The following is a 24,081-nucleotide window of genomic DNA, read 5'->3' as shown; positions in this document are numbered from 1 at the left end:
AATATATGAACCAATCAATGACATGGCTTAATTTCAAAAAGAATTTGGATTTGTATCCTGAACTACAACTTACTTTTTTATACCAAAACCAAGAAAGAATCTATCCAAATTACCATATCACTGAATTTAAACTAGCCACGATCGAATCAGTTGATTGTGGAGGGAACTATGATACTTGGAAAGAAATCATATTACAAGTATTGGAGCCAAACGAAAAAATCGAAACTAGTTCAATGGAACTTAAAAAGATAAATTCAATTTTTACAAAAGTTTCTAAACAAATATCGATTCCAGATGATGCAATCCTGAGAATTGAATTTGGAAATTCCAAATCTGCAATGAGGCAATATTTTGTTTCCAATTTACAGATTGTTGGTACTGAGCTTGTTATGGAATTGGTTGATGGAAAAACAGAATGTAAGGCATCCGAAAGTTGTGGCGTCAAAAAAGATTCCAATATCTCTATTCTTAATGAAGAATTTGTGAGTGAAAAACCAATGTCAAAAAACTCATGTTGCAATAAAAAACCATCTGAAGTCAGTTTAGAAAAAGTTGGTTGTTGCTAAATGAAACATTTATCCTTCTTAGACCGATTTTTGACTATTTGGATTTTTGGCGCGATGCTCTTGGGTGTTCTCATTGGAAATTATTTTCCAAACTTTGTTGGTTTCATTTCTTCTTTAAATAGTGGTACGACAAATCTCCCGATTGCTATTGGCCTTATCCTAATGATGGTTCCACCACTTGCTAAAGTGAAATACAGAGAAATGGGAAAGGTATTTCGAGATGGAAGGTTACTTTTTCTTTCACTTCTGCTCAATTGGATTATCGGTCCAATTCTCATGTTCATTCTAGCGATTCTCTTTTTACAAAATGAACCTGAATATAGAACAGGATTGATTCTCATTGGATTGGCAAGATGTATTGCTATGGTGATTGTTTGGAATGATTTAGCAAATGGTGATAGAGAATATGGAGCTGCACTTGTTGCTTTGAATAGCATTTTCCAAGTGTTCTTTTATAGTTTTTATGCCTATTTATTCATTACCATCTTACCTCCTTACTTTGGTATCACTTCATCGAATGTCTCAATTGAAATTTCCGAGATAGCAAAAACAGTAGGAATTTACTTAGGAATTCCATTTGTGATTGGATTTTTATTACGTTTTGGATTTGAATCATTGAACAAAAAGGAATTCTATGAAACAAAATTCCTTCCTAAAATTTCGCCAATCACCTTAATTGCACTTTTGTTTACGATCATTGTGATGTTTAGTTTAAAAGGAGAAATGATTTTAGAACTAACTGAAGATGTAATACAAGTTGCCATACCATTACTCTTTTATTTTATCATCATGTTTTTCTTAAGTTTGTGGATGGGATACAAACTAGGTGTTGATTATTCAAAAAATGCAGCAGTCAGTTTTACAGCTACTGGAAACAATTTTGAACTCGCGATCGCAGTTTCAATTGGAGTTTTTGGGATTAGTAGTGGAGCAGCTTTTGTTGGAGTCATTGGTCCCCTGATTGAAGTTCCAACTTTAATACTACTTGTAAAAGTGGCTCTTGCTTTTCGGGACCGATTCTATCCAAAAATGTAAGTTAGCTCCAATTAAGACGAAGCTAATTTTTGATCCAACCAATGTCTGTATCGTTTTGTCAATTTGGACAATCGGATTTGGTCCATAATCAACCGAAACCAGGGAATTAGGTTTACATTCGGCATTTTTCCCTTTGCCAATCGTTGGAGTTGGTAACGCACCATAGCCATTGTTGCAAGACCGGTAAGAGTTTTAGATTTCCAATTGGGGATCGGCAATCTAAAACTGGATTCTTTATTTTCCTTCCATTCCATTGGTAAATTTGGATTTAAAGCCAAGGCAGTGGCAATCCCAACGAGAGACACGCCTGATTCTATGACAGACTCCGCAATTTGTTTTCTAACAATTCCACCAGTCACCATTATGGGAACAGATACTACTTTTGTCACTTCTCGTGCAAAATCCAAAAAGTAGGCTTCTCTTGCTAAGGTGGAACCATCTTTTGAAATACCTTGCATGGCAGGAGCTTCATAATTCCCACCAGAAATTTCAATAAAATCAACACCTAACTTTTGTATCATATTGATGACAGTCGTTGCATCTTCAAATTGAAATCCACCTTTCTGGAAATCACTTGAATTGATTTTTACAGATACTATAAAATTCGGTTTTACACTCTTACGAACAGATTGAATCACTTCTATTAAAAATTTTGCTCTATTTTCTAAACTTCCTCCCCAAACATCTGTTCGCTGATTCACTAAAGGAGAAAGGAATTGGCTTATCAAATACCCATGGGCAGCATGAATTTGTACGCCATCAAAACCAACTTCTTCCGCGAGTTTTGCTGTCATTACAAACCTTTGGATGGTTTCCAGAATTTCAGTTTCATCCATCGCTTTCGGTTTACCCAAAAGTTTAGAAAGATTTCCAATATCGACTGCAACTGCAGAGGGAGCCCAAACGTTACCACCTAACTTCGCCAATATTTGCCGACCTGGGTGGTTAATTTGCATAATGATTTTTCCACCTGAAGATTTAGCTTTGTTCGCCCAGGTTTTGAAACCATCTAACCTACTACCAGACTCGAGGACCACCCCACCAGGGCCTGTCAGAGACCTATGATCTACCATTACATTTCCAGTAATGATTGTCCCAACTCCACCCTTTGCCCATGCTTCATATAAATTCCATAGTGCGGAATCTGGTTCTAAATTTTCATTGGATAAATTTTCTTCCATCGCGGCTTTCACCAATCGATTCGGAAGTATGATTCCATTTGGTAATGTGAGGGTTGTAAATATTGCGGAGTTTGAATTCATCTTTTCCCTTAGACAAGAAGAAGTGATAACTAACTAAAGAAAAATTTAAGGAAGAAACGTGGGGAGGTAGAGAATGAACCTTAAGGTTATTGGTTCTTTTTTCCTTGTCGTTTGTTCTCATACATCCTCTCATCGGCCTTTGCAATTAAGGATTCCAGTTCAGCTCCATCTTCTGGGTAATGAGCAACACCAACACTTGCTCTGATTTGAAGGGTTTGGGACTTAAATAAAACTTCCCCTTCCACGATTTTCATAATATTGGATAAAAACGATAAAACTGATTCTTTTGGATCAGGACTCATTAAAATTAATCCAAATTCATCACCACCTAACCTTGCTAATATATCATGATCTTGGATTAGGTTAGAAAGCCGTTTCGCAAATTGTTCGATGTAAAAATCACCAGCTGCATGTCCAAATGTATCATTCACTTGTTTTAAACCATCCAAATCAAACATCGCAACAGTCAGTGAAATTGGATTGGATTGTAAACGAGTGATTCCTCTCCTTAAATAGTCATAAAATGCAGAACGATTGTAGATTCCAGTAAGTGTATCGTGGCTTGCAAGATAGGACATGGATTGTAATCGTTTTTCACGTTCTGCCCAACGGTAAGCATTGTGTAACACAGCTGCCATTGTTCCTGATAACATATTGAGAGTATGAAGATCGTTATCATGAAAGTATGAAGGTTTTGAACTGAATACCTTTAATACACCTAACACTTCTAAATCGAAGTATAGGGGAACTACAATCATGGATCGTAAGCCAACGACACGACAAGCTTCACGATTCACTCGGTTGTCTTCTTCTGAATCGACACAGTATAAAATTTCTTTTGATTGTAAACTGAGTCCAGAAAAACTTCCAGAAACATGTAGCCTTAATCCAATTTGATTGGAAGCAGAACCACTCGCAGCACGGTATACTAAATCATCGCCCTCAACTAATTCGAATACAGCACCTTCAGCTGAAACAAGTTCCTTGGATCGTAGTGTGATCAGATCTAATAGAAGTGGTATGTCAGGATTGGCGGCAGTGAGCTCTGTTTGAATCTTTAGTATTTTTTCTAAGGTTGACTCTGAAGGAGATGAGACCATATCGTTTCAGAGTTAGCTTTCGGAAAGGATCAATATTGATCTAGCTTATTTTTCGAATTCCTTCACCTAAACAATAATTCGCAATCGCAAGTAACACATGAAAGATATCAACGTTCAGGAAAGGTCCTGATGACCCCTTCGTACCAATCACTAATCCTGCTAATATAAACAAAACTGCTCCCACGATGCCCATCGTAGCTGCTTGGTTGTGCTTCGGAAAACGTATGATGGAACTGACAAGTACGATGACCATTGCAATTCCACCGACGACTGTCGAATAAATTGGCAAAGGAGCCAAGTAAGCAAATACCAAATACAACACAAAAAGGATTGTGATGAGTAGGAAAAAAGTTTTTTCCGAAATGGAACGAAAGGAAAAATGAAAAAATGCAAGCCCGATGAGTGGAACACCAAGACAACCAGAGAGGCCTACAAAAAAACGATAGATTGGATCGAGAGTATTGATGCCTAAAAAATGAATGGACCCAAGTCCTGCAGAGATACCTATGATCGCAAACCCATACAATGCGGAACGAGATGGGATTGATGATTTACCAAAAAAACGATACGCTACACTGAGCGAAACTAAGGACAAAAACAAATCTGATAAAAATGTGGAAAGAACCATGGTGACAGAATTAGAACCAAATTCAGAAAAGTGGCAAGTGAAAATCCTTATGTTTTCGAATTAAATTCTGGTGGTATCACTTCTTGGGACTTTCTTACAATATCCCCAATGACATCGTCAAGCTCATTAGCAGAATCTAATAAATAACCTAAACTCTTATCCTCTTCCTCTTTTGTCAAACTTCCAGTCCGAATGAGTTGGGTTAATCCCATAATCCTGGCCAATGGGCTTCTCACCACATGTGACTGTGTCCATGCAATTGATTTTAGTTTTTGGTTTTGAGTTTTGATGGCTTCTAATTGTGTTTCTTTTTCGGTTACATCATGAAAATTGTCAACGATCCCACCTATCGATTCATCTGATAACATATTGGTAAGTGTTGATTCCACATACCTCCAAGATCCATCTTTGTGTTTGGCACGAAAGGTTTCACTCGCCAAAGAACCTCCAAGAGGTAATGCTAATACATCAAATAATCTTTTTTTAAGTTTAGGGGAATCATCTGGATGCACAACATCAAACAAATTGAGACTTAATGCTTCTTTTTCCGTATAACCCATTACTTTTGTGATCGATGGAGAAACATATTTTCCTTGTCCTCTTGGACTCAGGATCATAATGACATCGGCTCCATTCTCCACTAAAACACGGAACCTTTTTTCATTTAAGATCAGTTCCTTACTCTTACGCATTAAACTGGAGATATCTTTTGAAAAACAAGCAAGGCCAGTTATTTTTTCGTCTACATTTCGTATGGGATTAAATGAAACTTCTCTATGTTCTTCTTCATGAGTGATTGGACTTATGAAATTTTCAAAAGAAGTGAAGGATTCACCAGAGAGTCCTCTTTCATAGTATTCTTTCCATTTATAATAAAATTCTTCGCCAGCAGTTTTTACTAAAACAGAATCACCTTCCTTAGCGGGGTATTGTTGTAAAAAACTGAGGACATCTAAAAAGGATTGATTCGCTGCCACCAAACAAAAGTTTGTATCGATAGACCAAATGAGATCCGATGTTCCATTGATGAGTGCTTCTTGGTTTCGTTTGATACGAATTAATTTTTCTTCATTGATCACTTTTTCAGAGATATCACGAGTTAAACTTAATACGGATGTGATTTCGCCTTTTTGGTTTGTAAGAGGAACTGCAGTACTTTCCATCCAACGATGAGTTCCTTTCATACCAATGATTCGAAAACGAGCACTTGATTTAATTCCTTTTAATGCATTTTCGTGAAGACTTTGGTAGAATCTAAGGTCAGATGGTTCAATTAATGCTTCTACTTTTTTTCCGATCGCATCCTCTGGAATTTCTGCTTCAATCATACTCAGCCCTGCTGGGTTCATTTCAATGAGGATTCCATCAGGGGAAACAACCTTTACACATTCTGGTTCTGATTGTAAAATAGAACTGAGTCGTAATTCTTGTTGTTTGAGTTGTATATAAGATTCGGTTCGGTCAGTAATGTCCTGGAATATTCCCACAATTTGAATGGGCTTACCGGAATTATCTCGAACCAATTCCGCTTGGCTGTGAATCGTTCGAACTGCGCCATTTTTTGTTACTAAGCGACATTCTAAATTGTATGGGATCCCCTTTTCGATCACATCTTCCATATGTTGTTTTGCTTTTTCTCGATCGTCGGGATGGACAGAATTGTAACCTAACTCAAGTGAGATGGGCATTTCCACTGGATCCATTTCTAAAATAACAAAAACACCTTCAGACCAATGTATGGTTTGAGTGATAAAATCAAATTCCCAATGACCCAGTTTCCCTAATGTTTCCATTTGGCGAAGGATACGAAGGTAATGATCTTCTTTTCGCGATTTTCCAGGGAATGGTTTTTTTGGGATACTTGTCACTTTGATTACCGGTCCAAATGGGACTTAGATTTTCTAATATAAGAAGTCTTAAGTCAGCCACTTTTTTACAGATTACCGAATCAGAAATAGAATTTAGGAAAAAAAGTTCATAAGAATAGTTAGATCCTGCCAGGGATCTGGAGGGTTTAGTCCTTGGTGAGTGGTAACGAACTAAGGACGGGAGCGTGAGCGCACCCCGTAAGAGCCCGCCCGGGCAGCCAAAATCTTAAAGAATTGTTTGGGAAATTTTTTTTTCAAAACAAATGGCCGTTGGATCAGTGGTCCATTTTCCAAAGGCAGGGATTTCATAAAAACCATAGTTTTTATATAACGCAATTGCTTCAGGTTGTGGAGAACCTGCACGTAAAATCATGGAAGTATAACCATCTTTTGCAGATTGTTTTTCCAACTCTACTAACAAAGATGATGCGACTTTTAATTTACGAAAACTGGGAAATACAAAAACTGAATCCAATTCACATTGTTTATCACTAAACTTGGTATAGGCGACAGATCCCATTACCGCATTTGTTCCCAACTCTTCCGCTAAAAGGAATCTACCTCTGGGTGGTAAAAAATCAGAGAATACCATTGGGTTTGGTGCTTGGAAGCCATATCGATTTTGGATTTCTAACCAAAGTTGGTCCATACAAGATTGGGATTTTGAATCATGTGTGACTATCCATCGGAAGTTCATATTTGGTTCCTTCATTACCAAAAGATGAACTTTTAAAAATAGAAATTTGCAAATTCAATTTTTCGCTGGAGGAATTCGGCAGGAGGTGTAAGAGGGAGTCATTGGGTGGCGGGTGGACGCACCCCACCCAATCAGGGCGGGGATACCTACATCCAAACTGTACCACCCCAAAAAAAAAGCCCCCATCTCTGGAGGCTCCCTTTCAACAGAATTTCGGTTCGAAACTCTTAGTCTTTTTTCGAAGCTGCTTCTTTGATTACATAAGCTGCAATTTCGTTCTTTTGGATTTGAGTTGTTCCTTCGAAAATTGTGAGGATTTTTGAATCTCTCATTAGCTTCTCAACAGGATACTCTTTTGTATATCCGTATCCACCAAAAATTTGAACTGCATCAGTTGCACACTGAACAGCACACTCAGATGCGTATGCTTTTGCAATTGCAGAGTATTTTGGAAGGTTAGGGTCATTTGCGTCAGAAAGACGAGCTGCTTTGTAAGTGATTTCTCTTGCAGTTTCAACTTTGATAGACATATCAGCTAACATGTGTTGTACTGCTTGGAAAGTTCCGATTTTCACACCGAACTGCTCTCTTTCACGAGCATAACGTGCTGCGTGGTCAAGTGCTGCTTGCGCCACACCCACACCCATTACTGCTACAAATGGACGAGAAGCATTCAATGTTTGGAGTGCGTAAACGAAACCTAGGTTTTCTTTTCCTACTAATTGTTCTTCGCTCACTTCACAATCTTCAAAAATAACTTGGTGTGTAGAAGATGCACGGATTCCGAGTTTATCTTCTTTTTTACCGACTGTAAGACCTTTTGTATTACGTGGCACATAGAAACAAGAAACTCCACGTGTTCCACGGTTTTTATCAGTATAAGCAAATACAGTAAATGCTTGGGCATCAGATGCACCAGTGATCCATTGTTTTGCACCGTTGATGACCCATTTGTCACCTTTTTTCTCGGCACGAGTGGTCATTCCTGGAACGTCAGATCCAGCACCTGGTTCTGATAAACAGAAAGAAACTCCGAACTTACCGTCCGCAATTTCAGGGAGCCATTTCAATTTTTGTTCGTGAGTGGCACCTTTGAGGATAGGAAGGATTCCAAGACCAGTGTAAGCAAATCCTAGAGCGATTCCAAGGCAACCACGAGACAATTCCTCGATGGCCAAACACTGCTCAATGGCTCCAAGTCCCCATCCACCGTATTCTTCTGGAATCACAAGACCGTTGATTCCAAGTTCGGAACGCATTTTGTTGATGAGTTCAGTTGGGTGTTGGTTTTTTTCATCCCAGTGCAAGGCTACTTCATGCGGGATTTCTTTTTTGACGAAGTTACGAACTAAATCTCTGATTTCAAGTTGTTGCTCTGTGAATTGGCTATACATTCCGGGATGTTCCTTCTAAGAATGGGGTATTTACTACCTTTTTTCGTACGACCCTTCCTGTGCCAAGGGTTTTTCTCTCTTTACAAGAAAGCAAATACACTGTAAAATTTTCCATTTGTATGGCTAAATCGTGTTCTTTATTCCACAACCTGAGACAGATCACTTCTGTCCTCCTTATCACAATCACCTTTGCAATTGTTTCTTGCGCAGGACGACCCAATTACCAGTCGAAAGCAAACTTAAGTTATGCGAACTTTGAAGTATACTTCCAAGAAAAGTTAAACGAAAGTAAACGCAAAAACCACAGACCTGGAAACGAAGAACGTTATATCAGTTTTGGGAAAAAAACACCTCTCGCATTTTTATACATCCATGGATTTGGTGCGTCTCGTGCAGAAGGTGAAGATGTAATGGAAAAATTGGCGAAAAAGTATAAGGCCAATACATACTTACTCAGGCTACCAGGTCATGGAACAAATAAAGAAGACCAAAGAGACCAAAATTTTAACAACTACTTGGATGCGTCACGTGAAGCATTGTATATGATGCAATCACAAGGAGACAAAGTGATTGTATTTGGAAGTTCTATGGGCGGACTACTTGCAACTTGGCTGGCATCTGAATACCCGGAAGAAGTGGACGGACTTGTACTTGCCAATCCCTTTTATGCACCTGTGGATGGAAGTTTAAATATACTTAACTATCCTGGAGGACTTAGTTTCATCCATTTACTAAAAGGAAAGGTAAGAGCTTCATCACATAACAATCCTAAAGTGCTTCCAGAAAGAAACAACTATTGGTATCCGGAACAATACTTTGCTGCACTAGTGGGAGTAAACGATCTCAAAAATTACGCAGCAGTACCCGATGTATTTCGAAAGGTAACTTCTCCCGCATTATTATTGTATTATTACAAAAATGAAAAAGAACAAGACCCAACAGCAAGTGTTCCCAAAATGTTGGAAGGTTATGCCAACTTTGGTTTAGAAAAAACACCAAATCCTCTCAATAAAAAAGTCGCAGTTGAAAACGGAATGCATGTTCTTATGTCTAAATGGGTGATCACTGATAAAGTATTCATCGAAGCTCAAATAGATGTTTGGTTAAAAGAATTACTGAAAACCAAATAAGTCTGAGAACATTTTAAAAAGTAGATCGCGGATGCAAATTCGAAGGAGTTTCCCATGAACCAGAGTAAAGAAAAAATTGCACTTGTGACAGGTGCCAACCGAGGGATTGGGAAACAAATCTCCATTGATTTGGCAAAACAAGGAATCTATGTTCTCATTGCTTCCAGGAACGTTTCTGATGCAGAAGATACTTTAAAACACGTAAAATCGTTTGGCAAAGGAGAGATCATCTCTCTCGATGTTTCCAAAGAACAGAGTATCAATGAAGTTTACGATATCATCACTGGGAGTTTTGGTCGTCTGGATATCTTAATCAATAATGCAGGGATATTTACAGACCCAGGTTCCTTTTTTGAAACCACTTCAGAAGACTTACACCGCACCTTAATGGTAAATCTATTTGGACCATTTCGATTGATCCAAGTTTTTTTACCGATGATGATCCAAAACAATTATGGTCGTATTGTCAATGTTAGCTCTGGAATGGGACAACTATCTGATATGGGAGGTGGTTATCCTGCGTATCGGATCTCCAAAACGGCCATCAATGCTTTGACAAACCTTTCCAGTACAGAAGGTGTTGGAAAAAATATCAAAATCAATTCCGTATGCCCTGGTTGGGTGAAAACCGATATGGGTGGTGCCAATGCTACAAGGCCAGTGGAAAAAGGTGCTGAAACCATAGTATGGGCAGCCACTCTTCCCGATAACGGTCCTACGGGGAAATTCTTCCGAGATAAAAAAGAAATACCTTGGTAAAAACGAACCAAGGGATTCCCAATGCCTTGGTTTTTAGTAACAGAAGTTTTTCCCTACTGAATCGTTGCAAGGTATTTGTCCAACTCCAAATAACATTCTGCCATCCCATCTGCGGCACCCGATTCCACCATCATTTTACAAATGTCAGGTGAAGCGTATCGACAGACATGTGTCATCAGAGTTCGTTTTCCTTCTGTTGTGAATGTGCGTGATTCGAAAGTGGCATTTGGATCTTCCGGAGCATTTGCATCAAATGTTGCCATATCCATAATGTAATTTTCTGTGTTGGCGAGGGTTTCTGGAACGACAACCTCCCGAAAGGTTCCATACACACCTGATTTGTTTCCCTTCTCATCTGCATAAAGATAAAGGTATTTCCCACCTACTCTTAGGTCTTGTTCACAAGTATCGAGAACCATACCTTCCGGTCCAATGAGCCATCTTCGCATTAACTCAGGTTTGGTGTGACAATCAAAAACCAATTCTCTAGGTGCATCGAAATAACGTTGAAATACAACCTCATTGTCACCATTTCGAATCATCTTCACTTCATTTTTTTTTGAATTCATTTTTTCTTCACCCCTTTTGGTTGTATTCTTTGTAATTCGTCCAATAACCCGTCGAGTGCCTGGTACCGTGTTTCCCAAATTTGGCGGTATTTCTCCATCCAATCCACAGCTTCTTTGAGAGGAGCAGTTTGTAACCTACGTGGTCTTTCCTGAGCCCTTCTCGTTGTAGTAATGAGCCCTGCTTCCTCTAAAATCTTAAGGTGTTTCGAAATGGCTGGTTGGCTCATTTGAAACGGTTTTGTGAGTTCCATCACCGTTAGGTCTTTTTTTGCCAGATGCATCAAAATGGCCCTTCTTGTGGGGTCAGCCAGTGCGGAAAATGTTGCGTCCAGAGTTTGCATATCTAATTAGTTATATAAATATTTGGTTATATAATATTTAAATGTCAAACTCCTTTTTAAGGAGAAAATGAAAAAATTGACGATCTTAAAATATTTTTTCCGATTGAGTGACTCAGAAATTCCGTTTATTGATTCTGAATTTTTTCATCCAAATGATTAAATTTAGAAAACGGTGGGATCTTATTCTTTTCTATTGAATTTGAAAGTCCGATTCCCATTAATTCAAATATCCTTTGAATGATTTCAGATGATTGAATGTTTTGTTCACCGAATCCATAAAAACCAAACAATCCTATTCGCTGATTGTGAACTTGAAGGGGAAATTCCATAAGGCAAGAAACTCCAAGTAAACCCAAATGTTCTTGTACCAATTGAGAAGTTTCAACTGATAGATTTTTGATAATCCTAGCGTTACCTGAAGAATTGAAAATGGAAAAATTGAATTCAACATCTGAAAACTTTTGGCCTTCATAGATTCCATGAACGTTTCCCTCTATGAAACTATACTCCCAGCCATCCCCTATTTTTGTTGCAATCAGCCCTAAAGGTAATCCAAAAAGTTTGATACCAGCCTGTAGATAATTCCGGCAAATTTTAACAATATCATCTGTTTGATAGGAAAGTAACCTATATAATTCACCTAGAGATTGTTTTACAAAGGAGCAATTATTTAATGATTCCGAAATAAATTTTTCATTTTTGTATCGAATTAATTCTAAACTCAACTTATCCGCAAGTACATCGATCAGCTTTAAATTCTTAAATTTATGTTTAAATTTATTTTCTGCAATCATCCCAATGACTCCAATCACTGTGCCGATGTCCGATCGAATAGGATATCCCAAATAGATTGTAGATGATTTATTAAAGTTGTTTATACGAAGTGACTTAAAAAGAAAATCATCTTCTAATAGATTGATTTCAAAAATCATATTTGAATCAATCACATTCGAACATGGGAGTTGAGATTTAGGTATCGTTTTTGGAAAATCTAAATCTTCTGAACCATGTATAGCAAGCAAGTGAAAGGAGTGTGTATCTGGTTGGTATTCTAAAATCCAAGTAACAAATATTTCTGGAATTTTGGCTATTGTTTGGACAGTTTGTTCCCAAATCTTTTCCCTATGCAAAGAGTTACTATGGAATTGTAAATCATCCGTAAGGTCCGCATTAAATGAACCACCAGAAAAATATTGGTTTGGAGTTAATTCAGAAAGCATACAATGTCCCTCTATTACCAACTCCAACAAAACGATTTTGGCAGACTATAACCAAACCCTAAACAATAGGAGTTTTGTTTCTTAAATCATCCAATATATTTCCCGTTCGTAGAATCCAATGTTTTAGGCGACTTCTTTACCTCTTGCCACTTCCAAAATGGCAAACCAATCCACTCTAGAAAGCGGATAAGTAAAACATGCAGCAGCAGATTTGATCCGTTCCAAATCATTGGTTCCTAAAATGGGAATCATTCCAGCAGGGTGATTCAAAAACCATGAGTATAGTACTTGGTCGATACTTGCGCCATGTCGTTTTGCAATTTCCTGCAATTTGATTGAGGTTTTGATTTCCGTTTCCGTTTTCGGTGAAAATATTTTTCCACCAGCAGTAGGAGACCATACCATAGGATGGATGCCAGATTCAATCATTTGGTCAAAGGTTCCATCAAACATAGGTTCAGTGTGAAATAGATGAAACTCCACCTGGTTTGTGAAAAGAGGACGTTTGTATTTCGATTGGACCATTTGGAATTGTGAAGGAGTAAAATTAGATACTCCAAAATGTTTGACCTTACCTTCCAGAGCCAGTGCATCAAAAACCTCTGCCATTTCAGTTGGATCCATGAGTGGATCAGGCCTGTGAATGAGAACCACATCCAATGAATCAACTTGCAGTTTCCGCAATGAACGTTCCACCGAATAACGTATATGTTCTTTAGATGTATTATAATGTTTTGTTGGATATTTGGCACCTGGAATTTGTATCCCACACTTGGTGATGATTTTGATTTTATTCTTTAGGTTTGGGTATTTTTTTAGAACCTTCCCAAAACGTTCTTCATTTTCAAAATCTCCATAAATATCTGCATGGTCGAACGTATCAATCCCAAGTTCTAAACATAAATTGATCTTTTCATAAATTCGATCTCCGCCAAATCCATGTTTGTCTTCATGTAACCTCCAAATTCCATATACCAAACGAGAAATGGATAAATTGTGTTTTGGAAAATGAATCTGTGGAACCATTATTTTCTTTCTCCTGTTGTCAGAGGTGTGACAGGAATACCCTTGGGTTTCCTTCCTTGTGCTTCTGCAAAATTCACTGTTTTTAATTTTGGTAACACTTTGTTCGCGAATAGTTTTGATTCCTCTATGAGTGGATAACCGGAAAAAATAAATGCGCGGATTCCCATCTGGATGTACCTTTGGATTTTTTCATACACTTGTTCGGGTGTTCCCACAATCGCAGAACCACAACCAGATCGTGCTAGTCCAATCCCTGACCATATCATAGGTTCAATGAACAAATCTGAATCAGCGGACTTACGAAGTTCATCTTGGCGCAAAACACCTGCAGAATTGGAATCAAGTGCTCTATGTTTGATATCACTAGCTCTTTCCATATTCAATTTTGATAACAGACTTTTAGCGGCATCTTTTGCTTCCTTTTCAGTGTCCCTCACAATCAAATGGATCCGTAAACCAAAATCAATTTTACGCCCAAAACTAACTGCACGCTCACTTAAGTCTTTCATCGTATCAGCAAGTCTTTCTTCCGTTTCAGGCCACATCAAAAACACATCACAAAACTCAGCACATAATGCTCGTGCATCTTCTGAAATCCCACCAAAGTAAAGTAAGGGACCACCATTTGTTTGGTAAGACTTCACTGGATCAGCAGATAAATCCAATTGGTAATGTTTTCCTTGGAAGTTGATGTGATCTCTTGTCCAACCTTGTTGTAAGATTTGGATCACTTCTTTTGAAATTTCATATCTCGTTTTGGAATCGCGGACAGTACCAGGTAAGTCAGAAGAGATGATGTTGATATTAAGCCTTCCCTTTAGCATATGATCCAAAGTGGAAAGGGTTCTTGCAAGCATGGGAGGATGGATTTCCCCACACCGAATCGCTGTTAGGAGAGAAATTTGTTTTGTAAACTGAGAGGCCGCAGCAGCAAATGTTAATGTATCTTGTCCTGTTTGGTAAGAGGAAGGTAATAGAATATTTTGATACCCCAACTCATCTGCTATGCGGATGATGTCGGCACAATGTTCGAAACTAGAACGTAAGTTCCCATCAGGAACTCCTAAAAATTCATAATCTCCATTGCATAGGTCACAAAACCAGGCAACTTCCACAGAAGTGTCTTCGGATCGAATGGCGGGTGCTTTGGGAATCGGATTCATTGTTGCCAATAGAAACCGAGATACCAAGAAACGACAAGAGGGATTTCAAAAAATCTATCGCTTGCATTATTTTTAGAAACAATCGATTCTGGCGGTTCTATTCCCGTCTATGATCACAACAATTGATATCTTTTTCTTTGGGTTTACCTTCCTACTTGTGCTCGGGATTGGTATGGTTGCAGGGAGAAAAGAGTCCTCATCAAAGGATTATTTTCTCGGTGGAAGAAGCCTACCCTGGTGGGGGATTGCGGGTTCTCTATTTGGCACCAATATTTCAGCTAACCATTTGGTCGGGATGCTCGGCATCGGTTTTTCTGTTGGGTTCGCTCAAAGCCATTATGAATTTGGTTCCATTCCGGCAATTGTACTTTTGGCCTTTGTATTTTTACCACTCTTCCGAAGGAAAAAGTTTTTTACTCTTTCTCAATTTTTGCAGGATAAGTTTGGAAAAGAAACTGGAAAGATCTACTCAGCAATCTCACTCATTCTCATTACCATACAACTGACTGGTGCTTTGTACATCGGAGCTCGTAGTTTTTTACCATTTTTACAAAACCTGGGTCTGTCGGTTACTTACACGGAACTTGTCATTTGGATTGCATTTACTTCTACCATCTACACTTGGTTTGGTGGACTAAAATCAGTAGTATACACAGATGTCATCCAAACCTTTTTAATTTTAGCATCTGGGATTGTACTCGCCTATCTTTCGATTTCAAGACCTGAAGTTGGTGGTTTACTTGAACTTTTTGCAAAAGAAGAAGGTAGAATGGACGGACTCAGTAAAATGAATTTATACTTACCTCCAAACCACCCTACACTTCCTTGGACTGGTGCACTGAGTGGGTTATTTATATTGCATACCTTTTATTGGAATACGAATCAATACGTCGTACAAAGGACATTAGGTGGAAAATCACTAAGAGAAGCGCGTTATGGGATATTGGTGGGTGGGCTATTAAAACTCACAGTTCCTTTTTTTTCGATCTTAACTGGGATTGCTGCGTATCAAATTTGGTTTTCTCTAGGAGAAACGACAAATATAGCTCCTGATGAAGCTTTTTCCAAATTGGTTGTATTGGTTGTTCCCGTAGGTTACGGACTCATCGGAGTCATCCTTGCAGGATTATTGGGAGCAATCTTTTCGAGCATTGATTCCATGTTACATTCAGCAGCAACATTATTCACCATTGATTTTTACAAACCCCTCTTTGAAAAAAACGGGAAATCACTTTCTGATGAAAGACAAATGAAATCGGGAAGAATGTTTCTCTTATTATTTTCTTTTTTGGTAACAGTGTTTGCAATCGTTCTCATTGATCCCAATTCTAAGAAAAATTTCTTTATTGAGTTATCCAATCAAAGTTCTCACTTCACACCTGCTCTACTTGTTGTTTTTTTACTTGGAATTTTTAATGTTAAAATCAACACCAAAGCAATCTGCGGGACAATCCTTCTCACTCCTTTCCTTTCCCTATTAAGCCCCTATCTATATACAAACTATGCACCTATTTTCATTAAACTTACGTTTGGTGAAGAATTGAATTTTTTGCACCGAGTCTTTCTGATCTTTCACTTTGCTTTTTTTCTACTGGCTCTCGTCGCATACTTTCAATACAAAAAGAATCATAATGAAAATTCACTCCATGGACTTTTTAACTTCAATTCATTGAATCAAAACCAACAAAAACAAAATCGGTATTTGAATTTAAATGGTTTTTTCATATTTTTCATCCTATTTTTTCTCCTTATTGTTTTACGAGTCCAATTCCCAAATCATAAATTCCTAATTGCGATATTCGGATTTTTACATTTTTTTATCTTTTCTTCAATACTTACCTATCGTAAAAAATCACCAAAACAAAACCTCATTTCTGTATTTCACAAACGAGATGAGTGGTTGTATGGAATTTTACTAGGTTTGACATTCTTCTTTTATTTATGGTTCTAGAAAAATAGAAAACACAATCTAACAGCTGCAAGTAAAAAGGAATTGCCAAACGAAACAAAGAAGTTTTCATTAGGAATGGAGACTCATCATTCACAATGTTTGTATTTGAAAAAGCAAATCAGAAATTTCGATTCCCAATTATCACTTTCTGCTTAATAGTCATCACTCTATGTACTCAGTTTTTAGATACAAATAACACTTATGCGTTTACTCCCAAAAAAGAATTTGGTTTTAGTTTATTCTCTTCTTTCTTTTTTAATTCTTCCTTCGTGGAATGGACAACAAATGCCATCTACTTGTACATGTTTGCTGACAATATTGAAGATGTAATCGGCCCTCTCAATTTTTTCTTTTTATTTATGTTCTTTGGAATCCTTACAAATCTCACTTACTTTTTATTCCACATGAACTCCATCGTACCTGTTGTGGGAACTTCTGGTGTGATTTCAGGCTTTTTAGGAATGTATTTTGTGTTTTTTCCCAAAGTAAAAAGTACAATGGTATTTGAAAAAATAGCATTCAATGATTTACCCATCTACTTTAGTTTGAGCATCTGGATTCTCATCCAAGGATACTTGTATTTGGTAGAACTCCATACTGAAATCCGAAGTGCCTATGCGGGCCAAGTAGTGGCTTTTTTCTTTGGAATGATCCTTGCAAATGGATTTGTCCACCACAAGTATCTAGATAGACTGGAACATAATTTAAGATTAACTACATTCCAAAACAAAACGGTTCTTTGCCCTTCTTGTAACCACCCGATCCCTGCCAAAAAATATGGAAGATTCCATTGTAACGTTTGCCAAACCAATTTTTTCTTTGATCGAAATGGAAAAAAATTCCTTCCATAACGATAAAAAATCATGTACACCACTCAGATTTCTTGTTCTATCAATTTTTTACATCGACAATTACTTAGTGTTTCAGTAAAATTCTCCCTTACCATTCATGGAGACTAAAGAATGAAACGAATCGCAACTTTGTTACTCTTATCGATTTTAACCTTACAACCAATTTTATCGGAAGACAAACCCTTACCACCAGGTCCACCTAAAGAAGGTTATTATATTATTACTTATAAAAATTACTCCGTAAATTTAGAAATACAAGTGAATGGATATGATGTGCGGAGTGGTTTATCCAATGAGGATTCATCAGGACAAGCTGATATTAACTATTGGATCTTACCTAGCGATAATAAAATTAGAATCCGATTCTCAGAACGAAAACAAAATAAAAAACAAACCTCAGGATTACCAAGTGAAGCTGAGGTAAAACTCATCATTGGTCAGAAAGGCCAGTTCCCTGATGAAGGTGTTTTATTAGAAAAAGTCGAACACAACCAATCAAATCCAAAACAAATGGGTTTATGGATCGAAATTCCGTTTCAAACCCCCTTCTCGCCACCAAGTGAGTTGTGGAAACAAGCAGAAAGTTTAAATCTATCAAAAGAATTGGAGGATTCCGCTATTTCTTTTTTAAAAGACTTCACTCAAGTGCTCAATACAAAAGATGCAAAAAAGATTTTGTCTGCGACTTCCTTTCGAGCAAAAGATACATCGGAAGTTAGATACTATCCTTATAATGAAGCCGATGAATTAAAATCAATCCAAGGAATGACAAAATCTATCGGATCCACATGGAAACTCAATCCATCTGAAATTCGGTTTAAATTACTCTGTAACAATCAAATTCTTGAAATTACAAATAAAAAAGGAGATCCGATTATCACTTCCAAAAAAGGTGCAGCAATTCCCGTTTATTTAAGTCGGATTGCAGGGAAATGGGTTATTGTTCGTTAGTATCTTTTTTCCATGAATGATAAATGACTTGAAATTAGAACAAACCCACAAAGAACTATCAAGGGAGAAAAGTATTTCTCCCTCAGAATATGAAAAACAATCACTTAAGTATCGTGATCCCTTGTTATCGAGAATTGAATCGATTACCAAACTATATCGAAACTTTGATCAATCATTTTCAATTTCATCCGAATATTGATTTTATCATCGTTGATGATGGTAGTCCAACAAGTGAATTTCATAAACTACAAAAAAAATTAGAGCTATTTTTATCCAATCCAAAGTTGCAACTTTTTCATTATGAGATCAATTTAGGAAAAGGCGGTGCCATATCATTTGGACTCTCTAAATCAAAAGGGAATTATTTAGGATTTATTGATGCTGATGGAGCAACTCCTGCTTACGAAGTGGAGAGAATCTGGAATTACATAAACAATCATAAAGAAGTAGACTTGGTAATCGGATCACGGATCCCAATGTTAGGCCGAAAAGTATCAAAATCATTCTATAGACACATTGCAAATCGGATGTTTTCGTTCTACTTTAATCAAATTTTCAAAATTCAAATTTATGACCCACAATGTGGATGTAAAATATTCAAAAAATCAATTTACGAAGAATTAAAGCCAAAAATTACCGACTTACGCTGGTTATGGGATACTCAATTACTTGTTTTATTTTATAGAAATCAATTCAAGATATCCGAATTTCCTATCGATTGGAATCAAATTCCTGAATCTAAATTCAGCTTCTTTAAAGACAGTTTAGCAGTATTGTATTCGCTTTGGAAATATAGAAATATTAGATAATAATACACCAAAAAAAATGACTAGTTCGATTCACGAACTGATTTTTTCTTCTCCGAAATCGCATAAATTTTTTTCGGAGAGCTGATTCCTTTCAATTTATGTTCGCCTAATTCTTCCCACCTAACCGGAATTTGTTTAGCTAAATTTTCGGAGGCAAGGACTGCTTTTCCTAACTCACCACACATTCCGGCGATTCGACTCGTCAAATTAACAGCTTCTCCAATCACAGTAAAATCCAAACGATCCATAGATCCGATATTTCCATACAAGATTTCACCAGAATGCAAACCGACACCATGATGGATTGAAATTTTACCCTCTTTTTCTCTTTCTTGGTTTAATTGCGTTAACAATTCACCTAACTTACGAATTGCGAGTAACACTTTTTTGCCTACAACCAATTTGTTTTTCTCATTGTAGGGAAATACTGCAAGGACACCATCCCCTAACAACTTTAACACTTCTCCCCCAAATCTTTCAATTTGAGGAATCGCTACACCAAAATAATCATTTAATAACTTGATAACTTCTTCAGGTGGAAGGGTTTCACTTATGCCAGAATAATTTCGAATATCTGAAAACCAAATTACTGATTGTATATTCTCTAACTCACCTAAATAGATTTTACCAGAGTATACCGTTGAACCAGTTCTTTTCCCTAAATAAATACTGAGTAAGGATTCTGTGAGCTCTGATTGGATAAAAGTCCACCATTTCAGTGCAATCAGGTTTAAAGATTTTGTTAAAAAATCTACTTCTGTTTCATTAAATCCATTTGGTTTTTTCGTTAATAAACTTAAGAAAGCATAACTATTCCCTTTTTGGATGACAGGAACGGCAAGATACCCGGTTCCGCCCAATGGTGCTAATTCTTCCAATATAGGATACGGATATTCTCCTTTTTTCTCGGGATCAAACTGATAATAATAAGTTTTTTTGGCAGTTAAAACATAATGAATGGGACTTGCTGTAAATTGAGAAGACTGAATAGAACCTAATCTAAATTTGGTGACCCGAATAGAAGAATCTGGAAATTCGTAAAACAAACTCGAATGGAATAAAGAATTCACCTGAACATCAAATAGTTCTTTTTGAGAATTTGGTGCCCAAAGATAAGCCAACGTCTCTACTTGAGGGTGTAAAGTTTTTGTTCCCATATTCCCTCTCATGATATCAAAACCTAAAGATTGTAAGTATTGAATATAAGAATGGAATAAAACAGCGGGAGAATCAATTTTGGGAAGTTCTACCAAATACCAATCCATAAAACTATCGAGTAAAGACTTGGATTCGTTTGTCATGGAATGTTTATTGGATAAGGAAAAAGAAAGAAGGCAAGAAAATAAAGAAAATCACCCTGCCAAAAGACAGGGTGAATTGTTTTGTTTATTTGAGTTTAGCATCCAAACGTTTTTGTACAGCTTCCATGAATTGGAACGTATCCAATTCTGTCTTTTTTGCTGCCGTTGAAAGAGAAAGTAGATCTTTTGTCATTTCTCCCCCTTCAATTGTTTCGATGATTGCCTCTTCTAATTTGTGAGCAAAATTCACTACATCTGGAGTTCCGTCGAGTTCTCCACGTTTTGCAAGTGCACCTGTCCAAGCAAAAATAGATGCTACTGAGTTTGTAGAAGTAGTTTCCCCTTTTTGGTACTTACGGTAGTGACGTGTCACAGTTCCGTGAGCTGCTTCGTATTCGTATTTTCCATCTGGAGATACAAGAACAGAAGTCATAAGTCCAAGAGATCCAAAACCAGAAGCAACCATATCACTCATCACGTCACCATCATAGTTCATGAGAGCCCAAAGTTGACCACCCTCGTTTTTCATGATTTGTGCAACTGCATCATCAATGAGGTAATAACTGTATGTGATACCTGCAGCTTTCATTGCAGATTCTTGTTCTTTTGCCATCGTATCAAAGATATCACGGAAACGAGCATGGTATTTTTTTGAAATGGTATCTTTTGTCGCAAACCAGATGCTGATTTTTTCAGATAATGCATATGTGAAACATGCTTTTGCAAAAGACTTAATAGACTCATCCAAGTTGTGCATTGCAAGAGCCACACCTGCACCTTTAAATTCATTTACTAACAGTCTTTGTTTTTCTTTTCCAGATGCGTCTGTATAAACGAGTTCTACTTTTCCTGGACCATCTACAAGAATCTCTACATCACGATAGATGTCACCGTATGCATGACGACCAATCGCGATTGGTTTTTTCCAAGAATTAACAGCCGCTGGAATGTTTTTGATAATGATTGGTTTACGAAATACAGTTCCATCTAAAATTGCACGGATTGTTCCGTTAGGTGATTTCCACTCTTGTTTTAAATTGTATTCTTTTACCCGGTCAGCATTTGGAGTGATTGTCGCACACTTCACACCAACACCGTGTTTTTTGATTGCATTAGCAGAATCAACAGTTACTTGGTCATCCGTTTTATCACGATATTCTACACCGAGATCATAATACTCTAATGTAATATCTAAGTAAGGGTGAATGAAACGATCTTTGATTTCTTTCCAGATGATTCTTGTCATTTCATCGCCGTCTAACTCGACTAACGGTGTTTTTACTTTAATTTTTCCCATTGATTTCTCCTAAACTCATACTATTTTAACTTAAAAATTATAAGACTTAATTTGAACTGCCTAAATAACGATTCCAAATATAATGACAGAACTCTGTCGAATTATTGATCGCTCCTGAAATGGTATGGATTCCAGTGAAGGATGTATATCTTTTTCTATATGCGTCCGATTCAGAAACAAGAGAAAGTTTCGCTTCTAATTGGAGTAAAACTTCTTTCCAGGATTCACAATGTTCGACTACAAAAGGATCATTTGCATTAATTTTTAATTGGTTGGCTTCCGTAATGTGAATTTCCCAAAAATGACTTGGAAATGCAGGAGGAGTATAACGATCACGTATGGTTTCCAAATCCTTTTCGATTTCCTGGTCTTTGAAACTATGGAAAAAGAAAAAGCTACTGAGTTTGAGTGAGATGGGCAAATAAAACCGAAAGGTTTTGTCATAGGATACCATTTGGTTTAACACCCAAAGGGGTGATTTTCCGGTTTTCCCTTTTTCTTGGAAGGATTTGGCATTCATTTTAGCCAATTCATCAAAACAGTATTGGGCGAACCGAAGTTTCTCTTTCCAGAATATTTCTAAGATCTCCGTGACCATGTCTGTTTCGTTCATCTTGGATAGGGGAAAGTATTTTTCAAGTGAGAATCCGTTTTTGAGAACCAAGTCACTCTCTCGTTTACCTCCCTTTGGTATGAATGACAATGATTTATCCTGGCATGAATTGGTTTCGAAAAAGGAAGAGTTTTTACATATCCTTAGGATTTTAAACCATTATTACGAAATGAGAGGGGAAACCAAATCCAAACAATTTGGATTTAGGCGACTTCTTGCCGATTCTGATCCAAACTCTGTCCAAATCTTTTTTGCAAAGATAGGCCCGTTTGAATACCAAGTAGCTTGCCGCATTTTACCCCATGAGGAAACGGAAACCTGGATCCATGTGGATGGCATAGCCGAGGAAAGGGAGCGCTTACGACAAATTGGAAATACAGAACACCCAGTGTTCTCTTTAGTGTGTTTGGGTGATCTCTATTCGATCTCCGTTCCGACTCTTTTATCCATTTAAAGGAAATCCCCAAGAAAAACCTTGCTTCTTTTTTCAGGCCCATTTAGTCTTTGGCGGTGCGATGGAAGAGTAACATTGGTAACCTCCTATTGATTGTTTTGGTTTTTGTAAGTGTATCCCAAAACCTTTCTGCTGAAGATTTTAAAACACAACACTACCCTGAAGAAGGTTATCTGCAAGGTTGGAATTTTACCTTTCGAAATGAAAAGTACAATCTCTTTGCAACTTTTCTTGTGAGTAATTTTGGTCCTGGTTCCTTAAACAATGGAATCTCATTACTGTTAAAAACCAAAGAACAACCTGTCTTTTATTCCACTCGCGAATTTGATGCAGAAGACTATGAATTTAAAAAAGGACAGTTTTACCAACGAAGTGGTGAAAACTGGATGGAATATAAAAACGGAGTGTATTCGTTTTATATGAACTATGGTGATTGGGAAATCAAACTGGATTACAAACCACGTAGAGGCAATGTTCCCATTTCCAAAGGAAAATTTCCTTTAATGGAAAAAGGAAAATTCGTACAAGCTGACATCCCTTTTTCCTATTCTACAGTCACGGGAACCATTCGCTACAAAGATGTAACAGAAGAAGTAAAAGGTGTAGGTGGACTCGAACATATCCTTACCAATGAAGCAGTTTATCAATTTTCCAAAAAATGGGAACTGGTACGTTCCCAAACGAAAGACAATTATCGAATTTTTACAGGTGGTTTTATTGGAAATTCTAATTTCCCAGGTGAATTTTTCCGTAGAGTTGCTGTTCTCAATCCATCAGGAAATTTAATCTTAGAAGGAACAGTTGAGAGGGTAGAAGTTTTAGAATGGGAAAAAGAACCTACTTCCGGTTATACGATCCCAAAATCGGAAATTTTATACTTCCAAAATGAAACTTGTAAATTGAATGTAAAACGAACTCGTCCCATCGCAACCATGAGTGCCTTGGAAAATATTTCTTCTTTTTTACGATTTTTCATCCAATTGTTTTTTGCAAAACCCTACCAAATCCATTGGTTAGCAGAACTTAAATTAGAATGCCCTGAATATTCAGGGGAAGCAAAAGGTTACCATTCCAATTATTTGATTAACGAGTGATT

At 37.3% G+C, this 24,081-nt stretch carries 24 protein-coding genes; 10 read left to right on the top strand and 14 right to left on the bottom strand.

Annotated elements, in window-relative coordinates; genetic code table 11:
* Nucleotides 1-5: 5 nt before the first annotated feature.
* Both ND855_RS02290 and arsB read left to right on the top strand, forming a co-directional pair.
* Entirely contained in the window at nucleotides 6-566 is a 561-nt protein-coding gene (locus tag ND855_RS02290; RefSeq protein ID WP_265357008.1) for a DUF6428 family protein, read from the top strand.
* Nucleotides 567-1,601: an ACR3 family arsenite efflux transporter gene (arsB, locus tag ND855_RS02285; protein ID WP_265357007.1), complete on the top strand. Its 1,035-nt coding sequence runs from the start codon at nucleotides 567-569 to the stop codon at nucleotides 1,599-1,601.
* 11 nt (nucleotides 1,602-1,612) lie between these two features.
* On the opposite strand, the gene ND855_RS02280 is transcribed toward arsB, so the two are convergent.
* From ND855_RS02280 to ND855_RS02255, 6 genes are all read right to left on the bottom strand, one after another.
* Nucleotides 1,613-2,863 (bottom strand): NADH:flavin oxidoreductase/NADH oxidase family protein, encoded by a 1,251-nt coding sequence (locus ND855_RS02280; RefSeq protein WP_265357006.1) that lies wholly within the window; start codon nucleotides 2,861-2,863, stop codon nucleotides 1,613-1,615.
* A gap of 86 nt (nucleotides 2,864-2,949) precedes the next feature.
* Entirely contained in the window at nucleotides 2,950-3,963 is a 1,014-nt protein-coding gene (locus ND855_RS02275) for a sensor domain-containing diguanylate cyclase (RefSeq protein ID WP_265357005.1), read from the bottom strand.
* Between the two features lie 40 nt (nucleotides 3,964-4,003).
* Nucleotides 4,004-4,591, bottom strand: coding sequence for a DUF6962 family protein (locus ND855_RS02270; protein ID WP_265357004.1), 588 nt, complete (start codon nucleotides 4,589-4,591; stop codon nucleotides 4,004-4,006).
* Between the two features lie 47 nt (nucleotides 4,592-4,638).
* Entirely contained in the window at nucleotides 4,639-6,450 is a 1,812-nt protein-coding gene (locus tag ND855_RS02265) for a PAS domain S-box protein (RefSeq protein ID WP_322113553.1), read from the bottom strand.
* A gap of 235 nt (nucleotides 6,451-6,685) precedes the next feature.
* Nucleotides 6,686-7,156, bottom strand: coding sequence for a GNAT family N-acetyltransferase (locus ND855_RS02260; protein WP_265357002.1), 471 nt, complete (start codon nucleotides 7,154-7,156; stop codon nucleotides 6,686-6,688).
* Nucleotides 7,157-7,383: 227 nt separating this feature from the next.
* On the bottom strand, nucleotides 7,384-8,550 hold the full coding sequence (locus ND855_RS02255; protein WP_100719757.1) for an acyl-CoA dehydrogenase family protein: 1,167 nt from the start codon (nucleotides 8,548-8,550) through the stop codon (nucleotides 7,384-7,386).
* A 59-nt stretch (nucleotides 8,551-8,609) separates the two neighbouring features.
* Here ND855_RS02255 and ND855_RS02250 point away from each other — a divergent pair, with 59 nt between their 5' ends.
* Nucleotides 8,610-9,680, top strand: coding sequence for an alpha/beta hydrolase (locus ND855_RS02250; RefSeq protein ID WP_322113377.1), 1,071 nt, complete (start codon nucleotides 8,610-8,612; stop codon nucleotides 9,678-9,680).
* A gap of 54 nt (nucleotides 9,681-9,734) precedes the next feature.
* Complete coding sequence (locus ND855_RS02245) at nucleotides 9,735-10,439, top strand: SDR family oxidoreductase (RefSeq protein ID WP_265357000.1); 705 nt, start codon at nucleotides 9,735-9,737, stop codon at nucleotides 10,437-10,439.
* A 53-nt stretch (nucleotides 10,440-10,492) separates the two neighbouring features.
* On the opposite strand, the gene ND855_RS02240 is transcribed toward ND855_RS02245, so the two are convergent.
* From ND855_RS02240 to ND855_RS02220, 5 genes are all read right to left on the bottom strand, one after another.
* Nucleotides 10,493-11,008, bottom strand: a complete 516-nt coding sequence (locus ND855_RS02240; RefSeq protein WP_265356999.1) for an SRPBCC family protein — start codon at nucleotides 11,006-11,008, stop codon at nucleotides 10,493-10,495.
* Nucleotides 11,005-11,349, bottom strand: a complete 345-nt coding sequence (locus ND855_RS02235; protein ID WP_265356998.1) for an ArsR/SmtB family transcription factor — start codon at nucleotides 11,347-11,349, stop codon at nucleotides 11,005-11,007. The genes ND855_RS02240 and ND855_RS02235 overlap by 4 nt, the downstream gene beginning before the upstream one ends.
* A 125-nt stretch (nucleotides 11,350-11,474) precedes the next feature.
* Complete coding sequence (locus ND855_RS02230) at nucleotides 11,475-12,569, bottom strand: GAF domain-containing protein (RefSeq protein ID WP_265356997.1); 1,095 nt, start codon at nucleotides 12,567-12,569, stop codon at nucleotides 11,475-11,477.
* 123 nt (nucleotides 12,570-12,692) lie between these two features.
* A complete protein-coding gene (locus tag ND855_RS02225; protein ID WP_265356996.1) occupies nucleotides 12,693-13,595 on the bottom strand; it encodes an aldo/keto reductase in 903 nt (300 codons plus the stop codon).
* Nucleotides 13,595-14,758: an LLM class flavin-dependent oxidoreductase gene (locus ND855_RS02220; RefSeq protein WP_265356995.1), complete on the bottom strand. Its 1,164-nt coding sequence runs from the start codon at nucleotides 14,756-14,758 to the stop codon at nucleotides 13,595-13,597. Before ND855_RS02220 ends, ND855_RS02225 begins: the two co-directional genes overlap by 1 nt.
* Nucleotides 14,759-14,867: 109 nt before the next feature.
* On the opposite strand from ND855_RS02220, the gene ND855_RS02215 reads away from it, so the two are divergent.
* The 4 genes from ND855_RS02215 (at nucleotide 14,868) to ND855_RS02200 (ending at nucleotide 19,320) form a co-directional block, all read left to right on the top strand.
* Entirely contained in the window at nucleotides 14,868-16,709 is a 1,842-nt protein-coding gene (locus ND855_RS02215) for an SLC5 family protein (protein WP_265356994.1), read from the top strand.
* A 95-nt stretch (nucleotides 16,710-16,804) separates the two neighbouring features.
* The gene (locus tag ND855_RS02210; protein ID WP_265356993.1) at nucleotides 16,805-17,560 is read left to right on the top strand and encodes a rhomboid family intramembrane serine protease; all 756 of its coding nucleotides are present in this window, start codon (nucleotides 16,805-16,807) and stop codon (nucleotides 17,558-17,560) included.
* Nucleotides 17,561-17,671: 111 nt separating this feature from the next.
* Nucleotides 17,672-18,511, top strand: coding sequence for a hypothetical protein (locus ND855_RS02205; RefSeq protein WP_265356992.1), 840 nt, complete (start codon nucleotides 17,672-17,674; stop codon nucleotides 18,509-18,511).
* A gap of 89 nt (nucleotides 18,512-18,600) precedes the next feature.
* Nucleotides 18,601-19,320, top strand: coding sequence for a glycosyltransferase (locus tag ND855_RS02200; RefSeq protein ID WP_265356991.1), 720 nt, complete (start codon nucleotides 18,601-18,603; stop codon nucleotides 19,318-19,320).
* A gap of 20 nt (nucleotides 19,321-19,340) precedes the next feature.
* On the opposite strand, the gene ND855_RS02195 is transcribed toward ND855_RS02200, so the two are convergent.
* The 3 genes from ND855_RS02195 to ND855_RS02185 form a co-directional block, all read right to left on the bottom strand.
* Nucleotides 19,341-20,621, bottom strand: a complete 1,281-nt coding sequence (locus tag ND855_RS02195; protein WP_265356990.1) for an adenylate/guanylate cyclase domain-containing protein — start codon at nucleotides 20,619-20,621, stop codon at nucleotides 19,341-19,343.
* 85 nt (nucleotides 20,622-20,706) lie between these two features.
* Entirely contained in the window at nucleotides 20,707-21,918 is a 1,212-nt protein-coding gene (locus ND855_RS02190; protein ID WP_100719767.1) for an NADP-dependent isocitrate dehydrogenase, read from the bottom strand.
* A 46-nt stretch (nucleotides 21,919-21,964) separates the two neighbouring features.
* Complete coding sequence (locus ND855_RS02185) at nucleotides 21,965-22,531, bottom strand: hypothetical protein (protein ID WP_265356989.1); 567 nt, start codon at nucleotides 22,529-22,531, stop codon at nucleotides 21,965-21,967.
* Nucleotides 22,532-22,610: 79 nt separating this feature from the next.
* Between ND855_RS02185 and ND855_RS02180 the strand changes: the two genes are divergently transcribed.
* Together ND855_RS02180 and ND855_RS02175 are read left to right on the top strand one after the other, a co-directional pair.
* The gene (locus tag ND855_RS02180; RefSeq protein ID WP_265359328.1) at nucleotides 22,611-22,985 is read left to right on the top strand and encodes an LIC_13246 family protein; all 375 of its coding nucleotides are present in this window, start codon (nucleotides 22,611-22,613) and stop codon (nucleotides 22,983-22,985) included.
* A gap of 89 nt (nucleotides 22,986-23,074) precedes the next feature.
* Nucleotides 23,075-24,079, top strand: a complete 1,005-nt coding sequence (locus tag ND855_RS02175) for a hypothetical protein (RefSeq protein WP_265356988.1) — start codon at nucleotides 23,075-23,077, stop codon at nucleotides 24,077-24,079.
* The last annotated feature ends 2 nt before the right edge of the window (nucleotides 24,080-24,081 follow it).

This window comes from Leptospira paudalimensis, from assembly GCF_026151345.1.
In the GTDB taxonomy this organism is placed as follows: Bacteria; Spirochaetota; Leptospiria; order Leptospirales; family Leptospiraceae; genus Leptospira_A; species Leptospira_A paudalimensis.
Note: the sequence above shows the minus strand (reverse complement) of the source record. Positions and strands in the feature narration are given on the sequence as shown.

Excerpts from the sequence above, each read along its gene's own strand:
- ND855_RS02200 (WP_265356991.1), top strand. The coding sequence starts at position 18,601 with ATGAAAAACAATCACTTAAGTATCGTGATCCCTTGTTATCGAGAATTG.
- ND855_RS02270 (WP_265357004.1), bottom strand. The coding sequence starts at position 4,591 with ATGGTTCTTTCCACATTTTTATCAGATTTGTTTTTGTCCTTAGTTTCG.
- arsB (WP_265357007.1), top strand. The coding sequence starts at position 567 with ATGAAACATTTATCCTTCTTAGACCGATTTTTGACTATTTGGATTTTT.
- ND855_RS02205 (WP_265356992.1), top strand. The coding sequence starts at position 17,672 with ATGAAACGAATCGCAACTTTGTTACTCTTATCGATTTTAACCTTACAA.
- ND855_RS02245 (WP_265357000.1), top strand. The coding sequence starts at position 9,735 with ATGAACCAGAGTAAAGAAAAAATTGCACTTGTGACAGGTGCCAACCGA.
- ND855_RS02220 (WP_265356995.1), bottom strand. The coding sequence starts at position 14,758 with ATGAATCCGATTCCCAAAGCACCCGCCATTCGATCCGAAGACACTTCT.
- ND855_RS02225 (WP_265356996.1), bottom strand. The coding sequence starts at position 13,595 with ATGGTTCCACAGATTCATTTTCCAAAACACAATTTATCCATTTCTCGT.
- ND855_RS02280 (WP_265357006.1), bottom strand. The coding sequence starts at position 2,863 with ATGAATTCAAACTCCGCAATATTTACAACCCTCACATTACCAAATGGA.
- ND855_RS02235 (WP_265356998.1), bottom strand. The coding sequence starts at position 11,349 with ATGCAAACTCTGGACGCAACATTTTCCGCACTGGCTGACCCCACAAGA.
- ND855_RS02210 (WP_265356993.1), top strand. The coding sequence starts at position 16,805 with ATGTTTGTATTTGAAAAAGCAAATCAGAAATTTCGATTCCCAATTATC.
- ND855_RS02180 (WP_265359328.1), top strand. The coding sequence starts at position 22,611 with ATGAATGACAATGATTTATCCTGGCATGAATTGGTTTCGAAAAAGGAA.
- ND855_RS02290 (WP_265357008.1), top strand. The coding sequence starts at position 6 with ATGAACCAATCAATGACATGGCTTAATTTCAAAAAGAATTTGGATTTG.
- ND855_RS02240 (WP_265356999.1), bottom strand. The coding sequence starts at position 11,008 with ATGAATTCAAAAAAAAATGAAGTGAAGATGATTCGAAATGGTGACAAT.
- ND855_RS02195 (WP_265356990.1), bottom strand. The coding sequence starts at position 20,621 with ATGACAAACGAATCCAAGTCTTTACTCGATAGTTTTATGGATTGGTAT.
- ND855_RS02275 (WP_265357005.1), bottom strand. The coding sequence starts at position 3,963 with ATGGTCTCATCTCCTTCAGAGTCAACCTTAGAAAAAATACTAAAGATT.
- ND855_RS02260 (WP_265357002.1), bottom strand. The coding sequence starts at position 7,156 with ATGAACTTCCGATGGATAGTCACACATGATTCAAAATCCCAATCTTGT.
- ND855_RS02255 (WP_100719757.1), bottom strand. The coding sequence starts at position 8,550 with ATGTATAGCCAATTCACAGAGCAACAACTTGAAATCAGAGATTTAGTT.
- ND855_RS02215 (WP_265356994.1), top strand. The coding sequence starts at position 14,868 with ATGATCACAACAATTGATATCTTTTTCTTTGGGTTTACCTTCCTACTT.
- ND855_RS02190 (WP_100719767.1), bottom strand. The coding sequence starts at position 21,918 with ATGGGAAAAATTAAAGTAAAAACACCGTTAGTCGAGTTAGACGGCGAT.
- ND855_RS02185 (WP_265356989.1), bottom strand. The coding sequence starts at position 22,531 with ATGAACGAAACAGACATGGTCACGGAGATCTTAGAAATATTCTGGAAA.
- ND855_RS02230 (WP_265356997.1), bottom strand. The coding sequence starts at position 12,569 with ATGCTTTCTGAATTAACTCCAAACCAATATTTTTCTGGTGGTTCATTT.